The organism is Inquilinus limosus MP06 (genome assembly GCF_000767795.1).
In the GTDB taxonomy this organism is placed as follows: domain Bacteria; phylum Pseudomonadota; class Alphaproteobacteria; order DSM-16000; family Inquilinaceae; genus Inquilinus; species Inquilinus limosus_E.
Map to the genome: position 1 here is coordinate 1 of NZ_JANX01000062.1, position 17,767 is coordinate 17,767.

General features: G+C 69.0%; 15 protein-coding genes. 9 read left to right on the forward strand and 6 right to left on the reverse strand.

All coding sequences use genetic code 11. The features are described from left to right. From P409_RS07690 to P409_RS07705, 4 genes are all read right to left on the reverse strand, one after another. Window positions 1-338: hypothetical protein (locus tag P409_RS07690; RefSeq protein ID WP_034833882.1), on the reverse strand; the 338-nt coding region annotated here is incomplete at its 3' end. Next, entirely contained in the window at window positions 335-1,450 is a 1,116-nt protein-coding gene (locus P409_RS07695; protein WP_034833884.1) for a Gfo/Idh/MocA family protein, read from the reverse strand. The genes P409_RS07690 and P409_RS07695, both read right to left, overlap by 4 nt. Next, complete coding sequence (locus P409_RS07700; protein ID WP_034833898.1) at window positions 1,447-2,526, reverse strand: ketopantoate reductase family protein; 1,080 nt, start codon at window positions 2,524-2,526, stop codon at window positions 1,447-1,449. Before P409_RS07700 ends, P409_RS07695 begins: the two co-directional genes overlap by 4 nt. 17 nt (window positions 2,527-2,543) lie before the next feature. After that, on the reverse strand, window positions 2,544-4,064 hold the full coding sequence (locus tag P409_RS07705) for a hypothetical protein (RefSeq protein WP_343285495.1): 1,521 nt from the start codon (window positions 4,062-4,064) through the stop codon (window positions 2,544-2,546). Here P409_RS07705 and P409_RS38770 point away from each other — a divergent pair. Beyond that, window positions 4,005-4,175 carry a hypothetical protein gene (locus P409_RS38770; protein ID WP_161790358.1) on the forward strand — a complete coding sequence of 57 codons (171 nt, stop codon included), beginning with the start codon at window positions 4,005-4,007 and terminating at the stop codon, window positions 4,173-4,175. The two genes, P409_RS07705 and P409_RS38770, sit on opposite strands and share 60 nt — an antisense overlap. Before the next feature lie 85 nt (window positions 4,176-4,260). Continuing rightward, complete coding sequence (gcvA, locus tag P409_RS07715; protein WP_034833887.1) at window positions 4,261-5,169, forward strand: transcriptional regulator GcvA; 909 nt, start codon at window positions 4,261-4,263, stop codon at window positions 5,167-5,169. Window positions 5,170-5,615: 446 nt separating this feature from the next. Here gcvA and P409_RS36105 read toward each other — a convergent pair whose 3' ends face one another. Next, window positions 5,616-6,236 (reverse strand): TetR/AcrR family transcriptional regulator, encoded by a 621-nt coding sequence (locus P409_RS36105; protein WP_052120162.1) that lies wholly within the window; start codon window positions 6,234-6,236, stop codon window positions 5,616-5,618. 321 nt (window positions 6,237-6,557) lie between these two features. On the opposite strand from P409_RS36105, the gene P409_RS07725 reads away from it, so the two are divergent. The 7 genes from P409_RS07725 to P409_RS07755 all read left to right on the forward strand — a co-directional run bounded on the left by P409_RS07725 (window position 6,558) and on the right by P409_RS07755 (window position 14,525). Next, window positions 6,558-7,994 carry an ABC transporter substrate-binding protein gene (locus P409_RS07725; protein ID WP_161790359.1) on the forward strand — a complete coding sequence of 479 codons (1,437 nt, stop codon included), beginning with the start codon at window positions 6,558-6,560 and terminating at the stop codon, window positions 7,992-7,994. 6 nt (window positions 7,995-8,000) lie between these two features. Then, a complete protein-coding gene (locus tag P409_RS07730) occupies window positions 8,001-8,933 on the forward strand; it encodes an ABC transporter permease (RefSeq protein WP_034833892.1) in 933 nt (310 codons plus the stop codon). Further along, a complete protein-coding gene (locus P409_RS07735; protein WP_034833894.1) occupies window positions 8,930-9,802 on the forward strand; it encodes an ABC transporter permease in 873 nt (290 codons plus the stop codon). Before P409_RS07730 ends, P409_RS07735 begins: the two co-directional genes overlap by 4 nt. A gap of 4 nt (window positions 9,803-9,806) precedes the next feature. Continuing rightward, window positions 9,807-10,832 carry an ABC transporter ATP-binding protein gene (locus P409_RS07740; RefSeq protein WP_238578618.1) on the forward strand — a complete coding sequence of 342 codons (1,026 nt, stop codon included), beginning with the start codon at window positions 9,807-9,809 and terminating at the stop codon, window positions 10,830-10,832. Next, window positions 10,829-11,836, forward strand: coding sequence for an ABC transporter ATP-binding protein (locus P409_RS07745; RefSeq protein ID WP_052120163.1), 1,008 nt, complete (start codon window positions 10,829-10,831; stop codon window positions 11,834-11,836). The genes P409_RS07740 and P409_RS07745 overlap by 4 nt, the downstream gene beginning before the upstream one ends. A gap of 35 nt (window positions 11,837-11,871) precedes the next feature. After that, a complete protein-coding gene (locus P409_RS07750; protein ID WP_034833895.1) occupies window positions 11,872-13,233 on the forward strand; it encodes a serine hydrolase domain-containing protein in 1,362 nt (453 codons plus the stop codon). Between the two features lie 92 nt (window positions 13,234-13,325). Further along, window positions 13,326-14,525: a M20 aminoacylase family protein gene (locus tag P409_RS07755; protein WP_034833896.1), complete on the forward strand. Its 1,200-nt coding sequence runs from the start codon at window positions 13,326-13,328 to the stop codon at window positions 14,523-14,525. A gap of 745 nt (window positions 14,526-15,270) precedes the next feature. On the opposite strand, the gene P409_RS07760 is transcribed toward P409_RS07755, so the two are convergent. Further along, the coding region (locus P409_RS07760) for an autotransporter outer membrane beta-barrel domain-containing protein (RefSeq protein ID WP_034833897.1) at window positions 15,271-17,767 on the reverse strand (2,497 nt) is incomplete at its 5' end.

The following is a 17,767-nucleotide window of genomic DNA, read 5'->3' on the forward strand; positions in this document are numbered from 1 at the left end:
AGCAGCAGGCCGATGACCGCGAAGGCGGCCTCGCCGGTGTACCAAGCGGGATTCAGGAAGCGCGGCCTGTGGTCGAGCCCGGCCCGGGCGATGGCGACCTCCGATCGCATCAGCCGCAGATCCAGCCGGTCGCCCGGGGACGACGGCTCGGGCTGCGCTGCCAGCCGCTCCTGCAGCGCCTCCAGCCCGGTCCGCTCGGCGGCCTCGGTGCCGGTGGCGGCCGGCGGCAGCTGGTCGTCATGGCCGTCGATGCCCATGAAGGTCGCGTCCACCGGCCGGAAGGCCAGGTGGTGGGCCAGGAAGCCGTCGACCAGGCCCGGATCGAAGCCGCCGGTCACCGTCCCTGCCCCGGCAGGTCGACCCAGCGCCGCTCGAAATGCGCCCGGATCACAGCGTCCACGATCTCCTGGCTCTTGGCGCCGTCGAAGAAGGTGCATTCCTGCGGCCGGTCATCGAGGATCTCGTCGACGAAGTGCCGAACCAGGTTGCGGTAGTACAGCTCGGGCCAGGGAGTGCCCAGCGTGGTGCCCGGCGGCAGGCTGTCCGCCGGCAGGTCGATCTTGCGGAATTCGACAGCATCGGCGGTGGCGAAGTGCAGGGTCTCGGCGATGCCGTATTCCGAGATCAGCCGCGCCACCGCGGCCCCTTTCGAGCCATAGACCCGAATCTCGACGCCCGGATAGTTGCCGACCGCGATGTAGCTGGACTGCAGCAGCCCCTGGGCGCCGCCGGCATATTCGACCACCGCCGCCGCGCCATCCTCGACCGGGATGCGCTGCCGCCCCGGCTCGCCGCGCACCACACGCTCCGGCACGAAGTTGCGCATGGTCGAGGCGACCGACGCGAACTCGCCCCCCAGCCAGCGCATCAGGTCGACCAGATGCGAGCCGTAGCCGATGATCGAGGCCGGGATCAGCTGGTCGCGCGGTGCGCCGGGCACGATCTGGCGCAGCGGAACGTCGGGATCGAGCCACTGGCTGTTCTGCTCGAAGCCATGAATGTGGAAGATCTCGCCCAGCGTCCCGTCGGCGATCCACTGCCTCACCTGCCGGATGGCCGGCGAATAGCGGAAGGTGAAGCCCAGCTTTGTGCGCACGCCCCTCTCGTCCGCCGCCCGCGCCGCGGCGAAGGCAGGTTCCGCCTCGGTCGCCAGCGGTTTCTCGGACAGCACGTGCTTGCCGGCGGCGATCGCGTCCAGGCTGAGCGGCAGATGGGTGTGGGTCGGGGTGCAGACATCGACCATCTGCACCTCCGGGTCGGCCAGCATGGCCCGATGGTCGCTGTAGATCCGGCGCGCGCCGAACCGCTCGGCCATGGCTTTGGCGCGGTCCGGCTCGATGTCGCAGATGGCGACCAGGTCCACCCGCTCATGCGCGGCATAGCCCGGCAGATGCGCCTTCTCGGCCCAGCTGTGCGCCCCGATCACCCCGACCCCGAGCTTCGTTGTCATGGCAGCGCCTTTCCGATCTGGTTCACATAGGCCTCCAACTCGTCATAGTTGTGGAAGCCGAGCTCGCGGCGTCCCTCCTCGATCTCGTAGATCATGGCGCACAGCTTCTCGTTCAGCCGGACGTCGGCGCCGGCGCGGCGGCCATAGTCGATCAGCTTGCCGTTGGAGGAGCGCACCTCGGACGGCCGGTTCCGGTAGACGATGTCCCACCAGATGCCGGAGCCCTTCTTCTTGAACTGATGCGCCTGCTCGTTCTGGTCCTTCTTCAGCAGCCAGATCGCGTGGTTGATGTTGTCGAGCAGGCGGCGCGTGTCGGACGGCGTCTGCGGGCGGTAGTTGGCGGGGTCGAAGAAGTCGAAGGCCTCGACCGTGATCCCGTTCGCCTCCGCGATCTCCAGCGCCTCGCGCACCACCGCGCCGGCGATCCGGGCATAGCGCTCGACCCCCAGCGTCTGGTGGATGCGGGCGTCCACCAGGGCGGAGAACACGACCTGGGCGGAGTAGACCTCCTTCGCCCAGATCTGGCCCCAGATGTTGTCGGAGACCTGCACCTCGGTCAGCGCCGAGAGCTGCTGGGCGAGGGCCTCCAGCCGCTTGGTGCGGCGCCCGTCCATCTCGCCGAGCTGGATCGGCCCCTCATGGACGAACTCGATATAGCCGGGGTCGACCAGCGCGCCGCCATAGTTCGGGATCGAGCCGATCACCATCGCCCTGCCGTCGAAGCCATTGGCGTCGAGCAGCGCCGTGATGTCGGGCTCGTTGAACCCGTTCTGGTAGGACACGATGGCGCTGTCGGGCCGCAGCAGCGGCAGCAGCTGCCGCACTGCCTCCACCGCGTGCTGCGACTTGGTGGCGACCAGCACCGTCTCCAGCGGCCGGGTCAGCTGGTCCGGCGTCGCGGCCCGGACCGGGATCGTCATCTCGCCACGGACGCCGTCGATGAACAGGCCATCGACGTTCAGCGCGTCGACATGCTCGCGCCAGCGGTCGACCAGCAGGACATCGTGCCCGGCCCGGGTCATCCAGGCCCCGGCCAATCCGCCGATCGCGCCGGCGCCGATGATGGTGATGGTCATGCTGTCGCCCTCGGCTGTCACGGGGTGGCGGACGGGAACATCTCCAGGCTTTCGGGGCTGTGCACCTGGCCGTAGAGATAGGCCAGGAAGCCGGCGCGCTGGGTGGCGGGAACCCGCTCCCGCACCCGCCGCACGCTTTCGTTGCCGGCCCAATAGGAGGCGATGAACGGCCCGCGGAAGGGGTGCGCCGCCATGCGCAGCCGGCCCTGGATCCAGGCCTCCTGCCCGAAGGCGGTGCGGCGCAGATAGTCGGCGACGCGGTCGGCCGCCCAGCCATCCACCATCAGGTGCCAGGCGGCGCTGGTCTGGGTGGCGCTGCGCAGCCGGCGCAACTCGAGATGGATCTCGTCATCTTCGTCCTCGATCCAGTCGATCAGCTGCACCGCCTGGTCGCCGATCCCCTCCTGCACGCAGCCGGTGACGGTGTTGGCGGTGCACAGCAGCGCCTCCGCCTCCGACCGCCCGGCCTCGACCTCCGCCCGGGTGTAGAGCAGCTGGGTGACGTGTCCCGGATGGACCTCGTGGCACACCAGGTGCTTCAGCGCCGACCGGGTGAAGCGCTGGTCGACATTCAGGTCCATCTGGCCCTGGTTGAAGTTGCAGCGCGCGGTGAAGGGCATGTCGCGCACCGGGTTGAGGACCATCTCGTAGCCGCCGGTGTCGATGATCCGAGCGTCGGTCCGCGCCCTAGCCTCGGCCAGCAGCTCGGTGAAGGTCGCCTCGAGCCGGGAGGGATCGACGAAGCGCCCCTCCTCCCAGGCCTTGATGCGTTCGCCGAGGTCGCCGCGCACGGCACCCTGGCGGCGCAGCAGCGAGTCCAGCCGGCCGCGGATGTCCTCGATCACCGCCGGGTCGACCGGACCGGTCGGGGCGCCAACCAGATCGCGGACCTTCTCCTCGAAGGACGGGCTGGCGCCGGCGAACAGCCGGACGGCGACCTTGAGGGAGGTGAGCATGCCGCGGAGGAACACCGCCCGCGGCCCCTCCGGGATCTGGCCAGCCGAGTCCTCCAGCGCGGCGAGATCCTCATTCACCTCCTCCCAGCTCGCATAGCGGCGGGCCGGTACCAGGTCGCTGCCCATGTAGATCGGCACCAGGCCTTCGCCGTCGAGCAGGCTGGTCCCCCGAGGGCGGGACCGCTCGAAGGCGTCGATGCCCATGGTCACGGCCGTCAGGGTGGCGCCGAACGCGGCGGGATCGATGGCCCCGCCGGCGACGACCTGGCTGTCATTCGCCGCGGCGGGAGCCGACTGGTCGTGCCGCAGCGAGAATTCCAGCACATTGCCGGCGGGATCGCGCAGCACGAGATGATTTCGGCTGACCACCGGTCGGTCCGGAAGCGTGTCGCCGGCCCGCGACAGCGCGGCGGCCAGGGCCTCCCAACGGCTCCGGTCCAGGCTCACGCCGAAGCTCCAGGAGGGGCCGGCCCCGCTCCGCGGCGCCCGGCGGCCATCGACGTCGAGGCGAGCCGAGATCCGATGGCCGAAAAACTCGAATTCCACCGCCCCGTCGCTCTCGCTCCGGACCGGGCATTCCAGAACATCGCCATAGAACCGCTTGGCGCGATCCAGATCGTCGACGGCGAAGGAGAGATGAAATGGATGTATGGCCATGGGATGCAATCGGCTCCGCGAGGCTGGCCGCTGTGATGCGAACGTTTCCCTGGCTCCGAGCGTAGACGGTTGGCCCCTGTCCACAAGCCGCTTTAAGATTGCGAAAACATGATCTCAGGGAATGGATGTGCCGACTCGCCGCCGTCTGCTGCCCTCGCTGAACGCCATCCGCACCTTCGAGGCCGTGGCCCGCCACCAGAGCTTCACCCGGGCGGCCACCGAGCTGAACGTGACCCAGAGCGCGGCCAGCCGGCTGGTCCGCAGCCTGGAGACCTTCCTCGACCTGCCGCTCTTCGTCCGCGTCAGCCGCCGCATCGAGCTGACGGACCAGGGCCGCTTCTATGCCGATCTGGTGCGGGACGCCCTCGACCGCATCGAGGCCGGGACGATGGAGCTGATCTCCACCCGCGACGGCGGCGGCACCCTGTCGATCGGCATGCTGCCGACCTTCGGCACCCGCTGGCTGATCCCTCGCCTCTCCGCGTTCCAGGCGCTGCATCCCGACATTGTCCTCAATCTCGTCAGCAATGACGGGCCGCTCGATTTCGCGGCCCAGAAGATCGATGTGGCCGTGCGGTTCGGTCATGGCGGATGGCCGGATGCGATCGCCGAGCCGCTGATGTCGGAGGAGGTGGTCGTGGTGTGCAGCCCCGCCATCATGGCGGGACGCCATCCGCTCTCCGGCTTCGACGCGCTCGAGCACCACCAGCTGATCCGCCACGCGACCCGGCCGGATGCCTGGAACCACTGGTTCCGCTCGATCGATGTCGTGCCGGCGGCGCTGCATTGGGGCCCGACGCTGGAGCACTTCTACATGGTGATCCAGGCGGCGGTCGCGGGTCTCGGCGTGGCGCTGCTGCCGCGCCTTCTGGTTGAGGACGAGATCCAGCGCGGGACCCTGGTGGCCCCCTACGACATCCGCGTCACCGGGCCGGGCGCCTACTACGTCGTCAGCCCGAAGGCGAAGGCCGAATTGGCGCGCGTCCGCGCGTTCCGGCGCTGGATCATCGATACGTCGAAGTCGGCGTGATCGCGGTTTGGCGATGCCATTGGCGCGAGGCTCCCGCGAGGGTTCGGTTGGCAGCGCGCTCGGGATTTCCGAGCAACTCGAACTCTGACGGCGCTGAAGGCCGCCATGTGCCCTCGAGCAATCTCGCCGGTCGGAGCAGGCCTCTCCTGCCCCGACCGGCCCGCGCCATAACGAGACGTGAATGTAGTGCCCCGATTCCGGATGTCGGCCGAACCCGCGGGATTCCGGCGCTTCCTGCCGACCAGGCTGGACCAAGGCGCACGAAAGCGGTCGTCGTGCTCGACGCTGGAGAGCAGACATGACCAGGTGCGCCCCCTTCGTGCGATCGTTGCGCAACTCCCCGTGGATGAAGCCAACGCCTTGGCCCTCGCCCTCATGCGCACCGATCCGCCTTGCGCCTCTCCCCCTCCAGGATCGCTGTGATCGACATTGTCAGCTGGCCCTGATTAGGGTGCGTGATCCAATGCCGGCTCGATAAGACGGATCGTCAACACGATCTGCCTCTCGATGGCAATCGAATCGCTGCTCTCCGTCAGCCGCCAATAGCTCCATGTCGCGTTCACCAGGGTGTAAATGCTGATGGCGAGATCGAAGAGCCGCTCGTCACTCCAATCCGAGCCCAGCCGACGAAGAAGACGGACGTAGTTCGACGCGAACAACTGCGAATGCGCGCGGGCGATCCGGAGCAGATCCTCATAATAGTAGGAAGCGTCGACGATGGTCCGGTCGAGGCCGATGGCGAGCTGGTAGGTCCAGGTCTCGCGGATGAGATCGGAGAGCCGGGTCCGCCATTCGGCCCGCTCGATCCTCTCCGACCCGGCTTCGAGGAAGCCGCGAACCTGCGCCAGCTTTGCCTCGTAGATCTCGGCGATGATCGCTTCCTTGTTTGGGAAATAATCGTAGATCGAGCCGATCTTGATCCCCGCATGCTCCGCGATGGCGTTGGTCGTGATCGCCCGGATGCCTCTCTCGCGCATGACGTCGTGGGCGGCCTCCATGATCGCTGCCTTGATCTTGCGCGACCTGGCCTGGACCGGCTTGCGCTTCGCACTGGTCTTTCCGGGCATGTGACTCTCCTCCCCCGAACCTCATGTCTCCTTGGCAAGAAAATTGCATCAGAAATCGCAGCCATTGCTGGGTCTTGCGCAGCGCCAAAATCCGAGTAATCATTCGGATTAAAGGCCGCGCACTCTCCTGGCAATGGCGGTCGCACAAACATCCTTTGCATAACGAACAGGGAGAGACCGGTGTTGAACCGTCGGCAATTTGCGCTCGCCTCCGTGGCCTCCGTCGGCGCCCTCACGCTGGGAAGGCCGGGATTGTCTTTCGCCCAGGCCGAACAGGTGGCGCGGCTCCGCCTGATTATTGATCCGGAGGGCCTTTATAATGTGCAGAGCATTTCCCTGGCCGTGAGCGGCGTGCTCGGCAACTACCTGCTGGAATCGCTCATCTACCTCGACGACAAGGGGCAAGCCCGGCCCTGGCTGGCCGAATCCTGGCAGACGGACGCCGACGGCCGCACGATCACCTTCAAGCTCAGGAGCGGCAAGACCTTCCACGACGGCACGCCGTTCGACGCGGCGGCCGTGAAGTTCCATTTCGACACGATCCTCGATCCGAACAGCGCCTCCCCCTCCAAGGGCATTGTCGGGCCCCTGGAGAAGGTCGATGCCCCGGACGACGGCACGGTCATCTTCCACTTCACCAAGCCCTTCGCGCCCTTCATCAACCTGCTGGGCCAATCCTATTTCGGCTTCAACTCTCCGACCGCGGTGAAGGCGGCAGGCTCGGCTTATGCCCGCCACCCGGTCGGGACCGGACCCTTCATGTTCGACAGCTGGACCCCCGGCACGCGCATCGAGCTGGTCCGCAACCCGAACTTCAAGCAGTTCCGCCCGGACGCGGCCAACCAGGGCCTGCCCTATCTCGACCGCATCGTCCTCAACGTGATGGCCGAAGAGGGCGTGGTGACGTCGGCCCTGCAGACCGGCGAGCTCGATGCCGCCCAGCTGACGGCGGATGCGGTCCGGCCGCTCGCCGACGATCCGCAATTCGCCGTCATCAACGACAAGAACGCCAAGAACCTCATGTTCATGGAGTTCGACTACAAGAAGGCCCCGTTCAGCGACAAGGCCTTCCGCGAAGCGATCAGCCACGCCGTCGACCGCGAAGCCGTCCTGGCCGCGGCCTTCGGAGGCAACGGCACGATCGCCCTTGGCCCATTGTCGCGCGGCATCCCCGGATATGACGACGCCGTCGCCCAGAAATACGGTACACCCTACGATCCGGACAAGGCGAAGGCCCTGCTCGACGCTGCCGGCTGGAAGGATGATGGCGGGATGCGCGCGAAGGACGGCGCCCAGGCCAAGTTCACCATCCGCAGCTATGCCGACAGCACGACCGAGCGGGCGCTCGCGGTCATCCAGGCCAATCTCGGCGATATCGGCATCCAGGTCGATGTCGGCACGGCGGATTGGGGCACCTTCTATCCCGGCCTGCTGAAGCCGGATTGGGATATGGACCTCAATCGCTGGACATGGTCCGACCCGAGCGTCATGTCGCAGCTGTTCCGGTCCCCCGGCCACCGCCAGCTGCTGCCGCCGAACCCGGCGATCGACGACGCCCTGGACGCGGCCGACACCGCCCTCGACCCGGCCAAGCGCATGCAGTTCGTCAGCAACGCCCAGATGGCGATCCTGGAGGATCGGATGATCCTGCCGCTGCTGACCGACTGGCCGATGACGGTGACCCGCACGGCCCTGCAGGGCTATCGCCTCGACTATCTCGGCTATGTCTACGCCACGGACCTCAAGATCGCGGAATAGCGCGCGATGGCCCGGTATGTCCTGAAGCGCCTCCTGCTCCTGGTTCCGGTGGTGATCGGCATCCTGCTGATCACCTTCCTGATGAAGGCCCTGATCCCGACCGATGCCGCGACGGCGATGTATCAGGGCCAGCTCTCGGAACAGGACGCGGCGCAGGCCATCGCCGCCCTGCGCGCGAAGTACCATCTGGACCTGCCCTGGTATCAGCAGTTCGTCCTCTATGTCGGCGATCTCGCGCAGGGCGATCTGGGGGAGTCGATCCGGCTGCGCAAGCCGGTGATCGACGAGATCGGCTTCCGATACGTCAACACCATCCTCCTCACCGGCGCCGCCCTCGCGATCGCGCTGGTGGTCGGGCTCACGACCGGCATCCTCGCCGCGGCCCGACGCAACAGCTGGCTCGACGTGACCGCGACGACGATCGGGCTGTTCGGCATCTCGATGCCGGCCTTCTTCTTCGGGCTGCTGCTGATCCTTTTCTGCTCCGTCTGGCTCCGGCTCCTGCCGGTGGTTCCCCACGGCCCGCTGGCGATCGTGCTGCCCGCCATAGCGCTCGGCCTGATTGAAGCGGCCCCGCTGTCGCGGGTGGCGAGGAGCAGCATGATCGACGTGCTGAGGCGGGACTACATCCAGGCGGCGCGGGCGCGCGGGGCGAGCGAGATCGCGCTGATCCTGCGCCATGCCCTGCCGAACGCCCTGATCGTGGTGCTGACGGTGGTCGGGCTGCAGATCGGCAACCTGCTGGGCGGCGCCTTCATCGTCGAGACCATCTTCAGCTGGCACGGCATCGGCGAGCTGGCGGTCAACGCCATCCAGTGGCGCGATTTCACCCTGACGCAGGCGATCATCCTGATCAGCGCCGTCACCTATCTGGTGATCAACCTCGTCGCCGACCTGCTCTACGCCTGGCTCGACCCGCGTGTGGAGCTCGTGTCGTGAGCGAGGCGGTTTTCGAGGAAGCGGCCTTCAAGGCCGTCCCGCGCTGGCGGCTCCTGCTCGGGCGGCTCCTCCGCAATCCGTCCGCGGTGACCGGCGGCGCGGTGCTGCTGGCCCTGATCCTGCTCGCAGCCTTCGCCCCGGTGATCGCCCCGTACGACCCGTTCAAGATCAGCCCGGCCCAGCGCCTGATGCCCCCCGGCGCGCTGCATTGGCTCGGCACTGACGAGGTCGGCCGCGACCTGCTGAGCCGGATCATCTACGGCACGCGCTACTTCCTCCTGATCTGCGCCGTCACTGCATCGATCTCCGCCTCCATCGGCACCGTGCTCGGCCTCGTCGCCGGCGCGGGGTCGGGGCTGACGGACGGGGTCATCATGCGGATGATCGATATCCTGCTGGCCTTCCCCTACATCCTGATGGTGCTGGTGGTGGTCGCCATCCTGGGACCGAGCCTGTGGACCGGAATGGCCGCGGTCGGCATCGCCGGCATCCCCGGCTACGCCCGGCTCGTGCGCAGCACCGTGCTCACGGTCAAGGCCGAGGACTATGTCGTCAGCGTCCGGGCGCTGGGGGCGAGCGAGGCGGAGATCCTGTTCCGCACCGTGCTGCCGAACGTGCTGTCGCCGCTGATCGTCTATCTCTCCTTCGCGACGCCGCTGGCGGCGCTGCTGGCCTCGGCGCTGTCCTTCGCCGGCCTCGGCACCCAGCCGCCCGCGCCGGAATGGGGCGCCATGCTCGTCAACTCCCGCACCTACCTGTTCTCCGCCTGGTGGGCCGTGGCCGCCCCCGGCACGGCGCTGTTCATCTCGATCTTCGGCATGAACATCCTGGGCAACGGGCTGCGCGACGTGCTGGACCCGAGGAGCTGAGGCGATGACGGTGATGCCCCCACCCCGGCCCGACCGGCCGCTCCTCGATCTTCGCGACCTGCGCACCCAGTTCGGCTCCGGGCCTGGCACGGTCCACGCCGTGCAGGGCGTGGACCTGCGGATCGCGCCGGGCGAGATCGTCGGGCTGGTCGGCGAATCCGGCTCCGGCAAATCCGTGCTGGTCCTGTCCATCCTGCGGCTCATCCAGAAGCCGGGCCGGATTGCCGGCGGGCAGATCCTGTTCGACGGGCGCGACGTGCTCGCCATGTCGGCCCGAGACCTCTCCCGCTGGCGCGGCCGCGACATCGGCATCATCTTCCAGCAGCCCCAGGGCTGCCTGAACCCGGTGCGCCGGGTCGGCTGGCAGGTCGCCGAGCCGCTGCGCCAGCAGGAACGGCTCGGTCGCAAGGCCGCATGGGACGGCGCCGTCGCCCTTCTCCGCTCTGTCGGCATCCCGGCGCCGGAGGAGAAGGCGCTCGCCTATCCGCACCAGCTGTCCGGCGGTCAGGCGCAGCGCGTCATGATCGCGATCGCCCTGGCGCTGAAGCCGCGGCTTCTGATTGCCGACGAGCCGACGACGGCGCTCGACGTCACCATCCAGGCGCAGATCCTGGAGCTGCTGCGCGACAGCTGCCGCCATGCCGGCACCTCGCTGCTGCTGGTCACGCACGACCTCGGGGTCGTGGCGAAGCTCGCCGACCGGGTGGCGGTCATGTATGCCGGGCGGATCGTCGAGGACGGCCCGGTCGCGGCGATGCTGGGCAACCCGGCCCACCCCTATGCGCGCGGCCTGCTGCGGGCGGCGCCCCGGCTGGGGCAGTCGGGCGGCGAGCGGCTGCAGGACATTCCCGGCGGCATCCCCGATCTCAGCCGCCCCATGCCGGGCTGCGCCTTCGCGCCGCGATGCGGCCGCCGCGTCAGCCTCGCTCTGGCGCGCTGCCTCGAAGAGATGCCTCCCCTCGCCGCGACCACGCCGGGCCACCGGTCGCGCTGCTGGGCGACGCCGGACGCGACGGGGGACAGGGCGTGAGCAGTCCCCCCCTCCTCGAGGTCGAAGGCCTGCATGTCCGCTATCCGGTCCGCAAGGGCCTGCTGGGCGGCGTCGTGGGGACCATCAACGCCGTCGACGGCGTGAGCCTGACACTGGGTCGCGGCGAGACGCTGGGGCTGGTCGGCGAATCCGGCTGCGGCAAGAGCACGCTGGGCCGGACGGTAATCGCGCTGCAGCGGCCGAGCGCAGGCATGGTCCGGTTCCGCGGCCAGGACCTCTTCGCCCTGCCGCCGGACCAGCTCAAGCGGCAGCGGCGCCATGCCCAGCTCATCTTCCAGAATCCGAGGACCTGCTTCGACCCGCGCCGCACTGTCGGCGCCTCGGTCAGGATGGCCCTCGACATCCAGGAGATGCTGGATCGTCGGGAGCGGGACGAGGCCGTGGCCGAGATCTTCCGCAAGGTCGGGCTGCGGCCCGAACACCGCGTCCGCTACCCGCACGAGCTCTCGGGCGGCCAGCTGCAGCGGATCGGCATCGCACGCGCATTGATCCTCAAGCCCAACCTCATTGTCTGCGACGAACCGGTCTCGGCCCTCGACGTGTCCGTGCAGGCGCAGATCCTGAACCTGCTGCGCGACCTGCGCGCGGAGTTCGAGCTGGCGCTGCTGTTCGTGTCCCACAACCTCGCCGTGGTCGAGTACATCGCCGACCGCGTCGCGGTCATGTATTACGGCCGGATCGTCGAGACCGCCCCGGCGAAGCAGCTGTTCCAGGCCCCTCGCCACCCCTACACCAAGGCGCTGCTCGCCGCCGTGCCGTCGATCGACGTCGCCCGCCGCGACGATCAGGTGCCGCGGCTGGGCGACCCGCCCGACCCGGCCCGCCTGCCCAGCGGCTGCCGCTTCCGCAACCGCTGCCCGGTCGCCACCCCGCGCTGCGCCGAGCAGGAGCCGGGACTGGCCGACATCGATGCCGGACATGCCGTCGCCTGCTGGGCGGCGGAGGGCGCTGTCCTTCCGAAGCCCGCCATGGCAGGTGGCTGAACGACACCCCGGGCAAATCGAAGAAAGAAAAGCTCATGACCGAATGGCTTGATGCCGCGCTGGCTTATGGCGGCCGATGGATCGACTACCAGCTGCAGGCGACCGAACAGCCCGGCTGCGTGGTCGCGGTGGCGAAGGGCGGCAAGGTCGTCTGGGAGCGCGCCTTCGGCGTGGCGGATCTCAGGACCGGCGACGCCCTGACCACCGCCCACCGCTTCCGCGTCGCCTCCCACTCCAAGACCTTCACCGCCGTCGGCATCATGAAGCTGCAGGAGGCCGGGCGGCTGCATCTCGACGACAGGATCGGAACCCATGTGCCGGGCCTGCACGCGCTGGTGGCCGAGACAACCATCGCCCAGCTTCTCGCCCATGCCTCGGGGTTGATGCGCGACGGGACCCGGTCCCCGCACTGGCAGGTCCGCGCCCCCTTCTTCGACGCGGCGGCGCTGCGGGCCGAGCTGGCGCTTCCCCTCGTCCTCGACGCCAACAGCCGCTTCAAATACTCCAATCTCGGTTTCGGCCTGCTGGGCCTCGCCATCGAGGCGATCACCGGTGAGCCCTATGCAAGCTGGATCGCGCGCGAGGTCGTCGGCGCCTCGGGGCTGGCGGACACCGCGCCCGACACGCCGCTCGGGGCCGGGGCGCCCCTGGCGACGGGGCACAGCAACCGGCTGCCCTTCGGCCGGGGCGCGCTCGGCGGCGACCAGCCCACCTTCGCGCTGGCCGCAGCGACCGGCTTCGTCAGCACGGCGGGGGACCTCGCCCGCTTCTTCGCCAGCCTCGACCCCGCGGCCGAAACCAGCGTGCTGTCGGTCGCCAGCCGGCGCGAGATGACCCGGCGCCATTGGGAGGTGCCGCATCAGTCTGAGTCCCGCCACTACGGGCTGGGCACCATGATCGGACAGGTCGACGGCCACACGCTGATCGGCCATGGCGGCTCGTTCCCCGGCTTCATCAGCCGCTCGGCGACGGTGCCGGACTGGGGCATCGGCCTCTCCGTCGTCACCAACGCCATCGACGGCCCCGCCAATGCCTGGCTGGACGGGCTGGTCTCGATCCTGCACCAATTCGCCAGCCACGGGGCGCCGTCGGCCGGGGTGGCGGGCTGGTCCGGGCGCTGGTGGAATCTCTGGCGCGTCGTGGATCTGGTGCCGATGGGCGATCTGGTCCTGGCCGCCGATCCGGCGGGGTTCAAGCCCTTCGCGGACGCCACCGAGATCGAGATCACCGGGCCGGATCGCGGCCGCGTCAGGCTTGCCAACGGCTTCGCCAGCCATGGCGAGGGGGTCGAGCGCAGCGTCGACGCCTCGGGCACGGCCGACCGCCTGTTCGTCGGCGGAAGCGAGCTGGTCGCGGACCCGAAGGACCTCGCCGTGTCCTACGAGACGCCCGCCTAGGTCGGGGCGCCTCCCCGTTCCGCCAACGCGGCGTGGCGCAGGCCACATCCGCCCACCCTCCGTCTCCGCCATCCATCCGCAAGGGTCCGGCCATGCCCGTCATCGATCGCATCGACAGCTACAAGGACGAACTGACCGCCATCCGGCGGGACCTGCACCAGCATCCGGAGATCGGCTTCGAGGAGGTGCGCACCTCCGGCATCGTCGCCGAGAAGCTGGCCGCCTGGGGGATCGAGGCGCATCGCGGCCTCGGCCGGACCGGGGTCGTCGGCGTGATCGAGGGGCGCCGGGGGCCGGGCCGCACCATCGGGCTGCGGGCGGACATGGACGCCCTGCCGATGGAGGAGCGCACCAATCTCGCCTATGCCTCGAAGATCCCGGGGCGCTTCCATGGCTGCGGCCATGACGGGCACACGACGATGCTGCTGGGCGCCGCGCGCTATCTGGCCGAGACCCGCGACTTCGCCGGCACCGCCGTCCTGATCTTCCAGCCGGGGGAGGAAGGCTGCGGCGGCGCCCGCGCCATGCTGGCCGACGGGCTGTTCCGGCGCTTCCCCTGCGACGAGATCTATGCGCTCCACAACGCCCCGGACGACGAGCCCTATCGCATCGGCATCAAGGCGGGGCCGGCGATGGCGGGCGCGGATTTCTTCGATTTCCGGATCCGGGGGCGCGGCAGCCACGGCGCCATGCCCGAGCGGTCGCGCGACCCGATCATCGTCGCCACCGCGCTGGTCCAGTCGCTGCAATCCGTCGTCAGCCGCAACGTCAGCCCGCTCAGGCAGGCTGTGCTTTCGGTGACGCAGATCCATGCCGGCAGCGCCTATAACGTCGTGCCGGAGGAGGCCGTCGTCTCCGGAACGGTCCGGTTCCTGGACCGGGAGGTCAACGAGCTTCTGCGCCGGCGGATGCGCAGCATCGCCGAGGGCACCGCCGCCGCCTTCGAGGTCGAGATCGAGTTCGACATCCGCAATGTGTTCGACGTTCTGGTCAACACCGAGGACCTGGTCGAGGGCTATCTCGCCGCGGCCCGCGATATCGTCGGGCCGGACCAGGTGTATCGGAAGACGGAGCCGGTGATGGGCAGCGAGGATTTCGCCGACATGCTGCATGCGACACCGGGCGTCTATTGCACCATCGGCCATGCCGGTTCGGTGCCGGTGCACAACCCGGGCTTTGTACTGGACGACGGCATCCTGCCGGTCGGCGCAAGCCTGCTGGCGCGGATCGTGGAAAGGCGCCTCTGCGCGGCATCACGGTCGGAGAAGCCGGGCCAGGATTGCCCTCGCTGATCGCACCGGTCACCATGCACGCGGCACGAGATGCGTGAGATCCGAGTCTCGCGACCGCAGCATCCCGCTCCGGAAGGGGATATTTGCCCACCCCACCCCTCAGAGAAGTGAGTCCAGCGGCGCCGGCTCTGACTAGGCAGAGAGGCGCCAACTCCGGACATGACAAGGGCGTGTCGGAAGTGGACATGCCTCGGATCCTCGTCAGAAGAACTTCTGCCGCCGAGCAAGGCGGGGGAAGGGCCCGCGGAACCGACGTCGACAATATAATGCCCGCCACACTGCCAACCACTGGAACTCGGTCAAAACGATTGGGCTGTTCCGGAACACTGCCGCGCGATTCACAAGAAGGCAGCTCTGGCCAACACGTCCTGGGTGGCCGCTAGCGGCCCATCCCTGGCGGCCCGATCCGGCCGAAGGGCACCAGAAGCGGTCGCCGCGCCGCCGGCCCAACAGCGGACATCACCGAACCCCACGGGACCGACAGTTAAAGCCAGGGCTCGCCCCAGCAGGCCCGCTATGACCGCCAGTGAGAATCGGGCTCCGCCCGGGAACAAGCCAGGTCAGCTCCGCACGCCTTCGGGGGGCATCCACCGGCGTAGGGCGAGATCGCGATGAGCCGAAGGGTACCGCAGCCCGAGGTCCGAGGTCAGGTCGTCGAGCCGACCGGCGCCTGATCCATGCATGCCCGTCGTTCTCCGTTGACGATCGCACAAAAGAGTCTTCCACCGGATTTGCCGTCCATCGCTCAGAACGGAACGATCGCACGCAGCGAGCCGGCATTGCTGGAGGTGCGGTCGGAGAACTCGCCGTCATATTGCAGCCGGATGTCCATGCCCGCCGTGGTCAGGAGCTGGACGCCGGCGCCGATGCGCGCCACCACGTCGTCGATCGGCAGCGAGGTGTCGAAGCTGCCGGTGCCGGACGGCGCGCCGGTGAAGCGGGCCTTCGCCGACCAGTCGTCGTCGCTGAGGATCGTGACGCCGGCATAGGCGTAGGGCCGCAGAGTGGCGTTGCCCGCCGCGACGCGCCCGCCGACCTCGAGGGTGGGCGAAAAAGCGAAGGTGAACTGGTCGCTGTCCTCCACCTTCAGGCCGAGATCGCCGCCGCCGCCCTCGCGATAGCCCGGCATCCGCGAATAGATCGCGTCCAGATCGATCGAGGGCTTCAGATACATCTCGGAGAAGGCGAAGGTCCGGGCCACCCGCAGCCGGGCCGAGCCGGCGAAGACATCGGGGTCGCTGGACCTGGTTCCCTCGAAGCCGGGGATGGCGATCCGCCGCTTCAGGTCGAAGCTGCCATAGCTGCCGCTGAGCGCGCCGGCCACCTGCCACGCCCCCATCTCGCGCTTCACGGTCAGGCCCAGATAGCCGCTGCTGCCATCGCCGCTGACCCTGTTGTCATAGCCGTCGAGCCAGCTGTCCTGATAGGCGGCGGACATGCCGACGAACCAGCCCGGCGCCACCTCATGCTGGCCACCGACCTGATAGGTGATGCTGTCGTTGGAGAAGCCGGAGGTGCCGGTGTCGGCGGTCTGCTGCGTGGACCGGCCGGTGACCTGGGCCCAGGCGCAGTCGGTCTCGTTGGTCAGGGCATCGGTGCCGCTGAACACCGGGCAGCTCATCAGCGCGCCGTTGAAGCGCGCCAGGCCGGCCTGCAGCTGCGCCGCCGGGGCCAGCGCCACGCCGGGCGACAGCTCGGACAGCATGCCGGAATAAGCCTTCCGGCCCTGCTCGGCCGCGGTGCCGAGGGTGGCGAACAGCCGGCCGAAGCCGTCGGTGCCGCCGGCATCCCAGATGCCCTGCAGCCCACGGGCGACCTTGGACTGGTTGCCCGCCAGCCGCATCGACGGCGCGTCGAAATCGGCCGAGGCCACGGACAGGCGGGTATCGTGCCCATCGGGCGCCAACGCGAAGCGGTAGATCGGCGACGCCTCCGGCATGAGCGTACCGGCGGTGGTGCCGTCGACCGTCAGCACCGTCAGAGCCCGGTCCGGCCGCAGGCTGGCGGCCTGCAGGTCCAGCGTGCCGCCCAGCGCCGCGTCGCCGCGCACCAGCAGCCGGTCGGCGTCGCCGCGGTTGAAGTCGGCATCGACCACCAGGGTGCCGGCCGCCCCCTGGGTGAAGTGTCCGGTGATCTCGGTCCCGTCGGTCACGCCGGAACGGCCGACCACCATCCGGCCCTGGTTCACCACATCGGCCTGGTACAGCGAGGCATCGACCAGCGTGTGGCTGGAATAGTTGTTCACCGTCCCGGCGGCGCAGTCCGGAAAATGGCCCGTCGTTCCGGCGCAGTCGGCATCGGCGTTCTCCAGCAGGATGTCGCCGAAGATCGTGCCGTAGTTGTCGACCGTCAGCACGCTGCCGGCGGCGCCGTTTGAGTCCCCATCGAAGCGGATGGCCGTGCCGGAGACCGCCGAGATGCTGCCGCCGGCGCTCACCGTCAGCAGGTTGTCCTTGCCACCTGCGACCCAGACGCCCGCGCCCTGGGGCCCCGAACCGCCGACGACCTTGCCGGCGACATCGATGGTGACTGTCCCGTTGCTTCGGCCGGAGGCGCTCTGCGCGAAGATCCCGACAGAGTTCTCACCGGCGGCGATGACGTTGTTGGCCGTGATCATCACGTCGCCGCTGACGGCATCGGGGTCGGTGCTGCCGTTGGAGCCGGCGAACGTTCCCTGCTGGTCGCCGCCGAAGCCGCCGCCGCCACCGATCGACTGCGCCAGAATGCCGAAGGCGTACCCGCCGGCCGTCGCGATGGTCCCGCCGCTGACGATGGTCACGTCCTCGGCATCGCCGATGCTGCCGGTGCTGTTGGGCCCGTCCAGGCTGAGCGGCACGCCGGTGGCATCGCCGCCGATGCCGCCGCCGCCGCCGATCGACTGCGCCACGACCGCATGCGAGCCGATGCCATGGGTCGTGATGTCGCTGCCGCCGAGAGAGAGGCTGACCTCGCCGCCGTCGAGGTTGCCGGTGCCGCCCTCGCCACCGACCGAGACGGACTGGATGCCGGCCCGGGTGCCGGCGCTGGCGACGCCGCCGCCGATCCCGCCGCCGCCGCCGATCGACTGGGCCACGAGGCCGAAGGCCCGATCACCCGTGGTGGTCACGTCGAGCGGCGAGGCCGCGTCGTCGAGGTCGACCATCACCGTCTTGCCGGCACCGCTGGCGCCGCCGCTGCCCCCGACATTGATCGTGAAGGCATTGTTCTGGAACAGGAGGGCCGACTGGCTGTTCCCCGTTCCC

Excerpts from the sequence above, each read along its gene's own strand:
- P409_RS36105 (WP_052120162.1), bottom strand. The coding sequence starts at position 6,236 with ATGCCCGGAAAGACCAGTGCGAAGCGCAAGCCGGTCCAGGCCAGGTCG.
- gcvA (WP_034833887.1), top strand. The coding sequence starts at position 4,261 with ATGGATGTGCCGACTCGCCGCCGTCTGCTGCCCTCGCTGAACGCCATC.
- P409_RS07755 (WP_034833896.1), top strand. The coding sequence starts at position 13,326 with ATGCCCGTCATCGATCGCATCGACAGCTACAAGGACGAACTGACCGCC.
- P409_RS07750 (WP_034833895.1), top strand. The coding sequence starts at position 11,872 with ATGACCGAATGGCTTGATGCCGCGCTGGCTTATGGCGGCCGATGGATC.
- P409_RS07740 (WP_238578618.1), top strand. The coding sequence starts at position 9,807 with ATGACGGTGATGCCCCCACCCCGGCCCGACCGGCCGCTCCTCGATCTT.
- P409_RS07700 (WP_034833898.1), bottom strand. The coding sequence starts at position 2,526 with ATGACCATCACCATCATCGGCGCCGGCGCGATCGGCGGATTGGCCGGG.
- P409_RS38770 (WP_161790358.1), top strand. The coding sequence starts at position 4,005 with ATGGCCGAAAAACTCGAATTCCACCGCCCCGTCGCTCTCGCTCCGGAC.
- P409_RS07730 (WP_034833892.1), top strand. The coding sequence starts at position 8,001 with ATGGCCCGGTATGTCCTGAAGCGCCTCCTGCTCCTGGTTCCGGTGGTG.
- P409_RS07695 (WP_034833884.1), bottom strand. The coding sequence starts at position 1,450 with ATGACAACGAAGCTCGGGGTCGGGGTGATCGGGGCGCACAGCTGGGCC.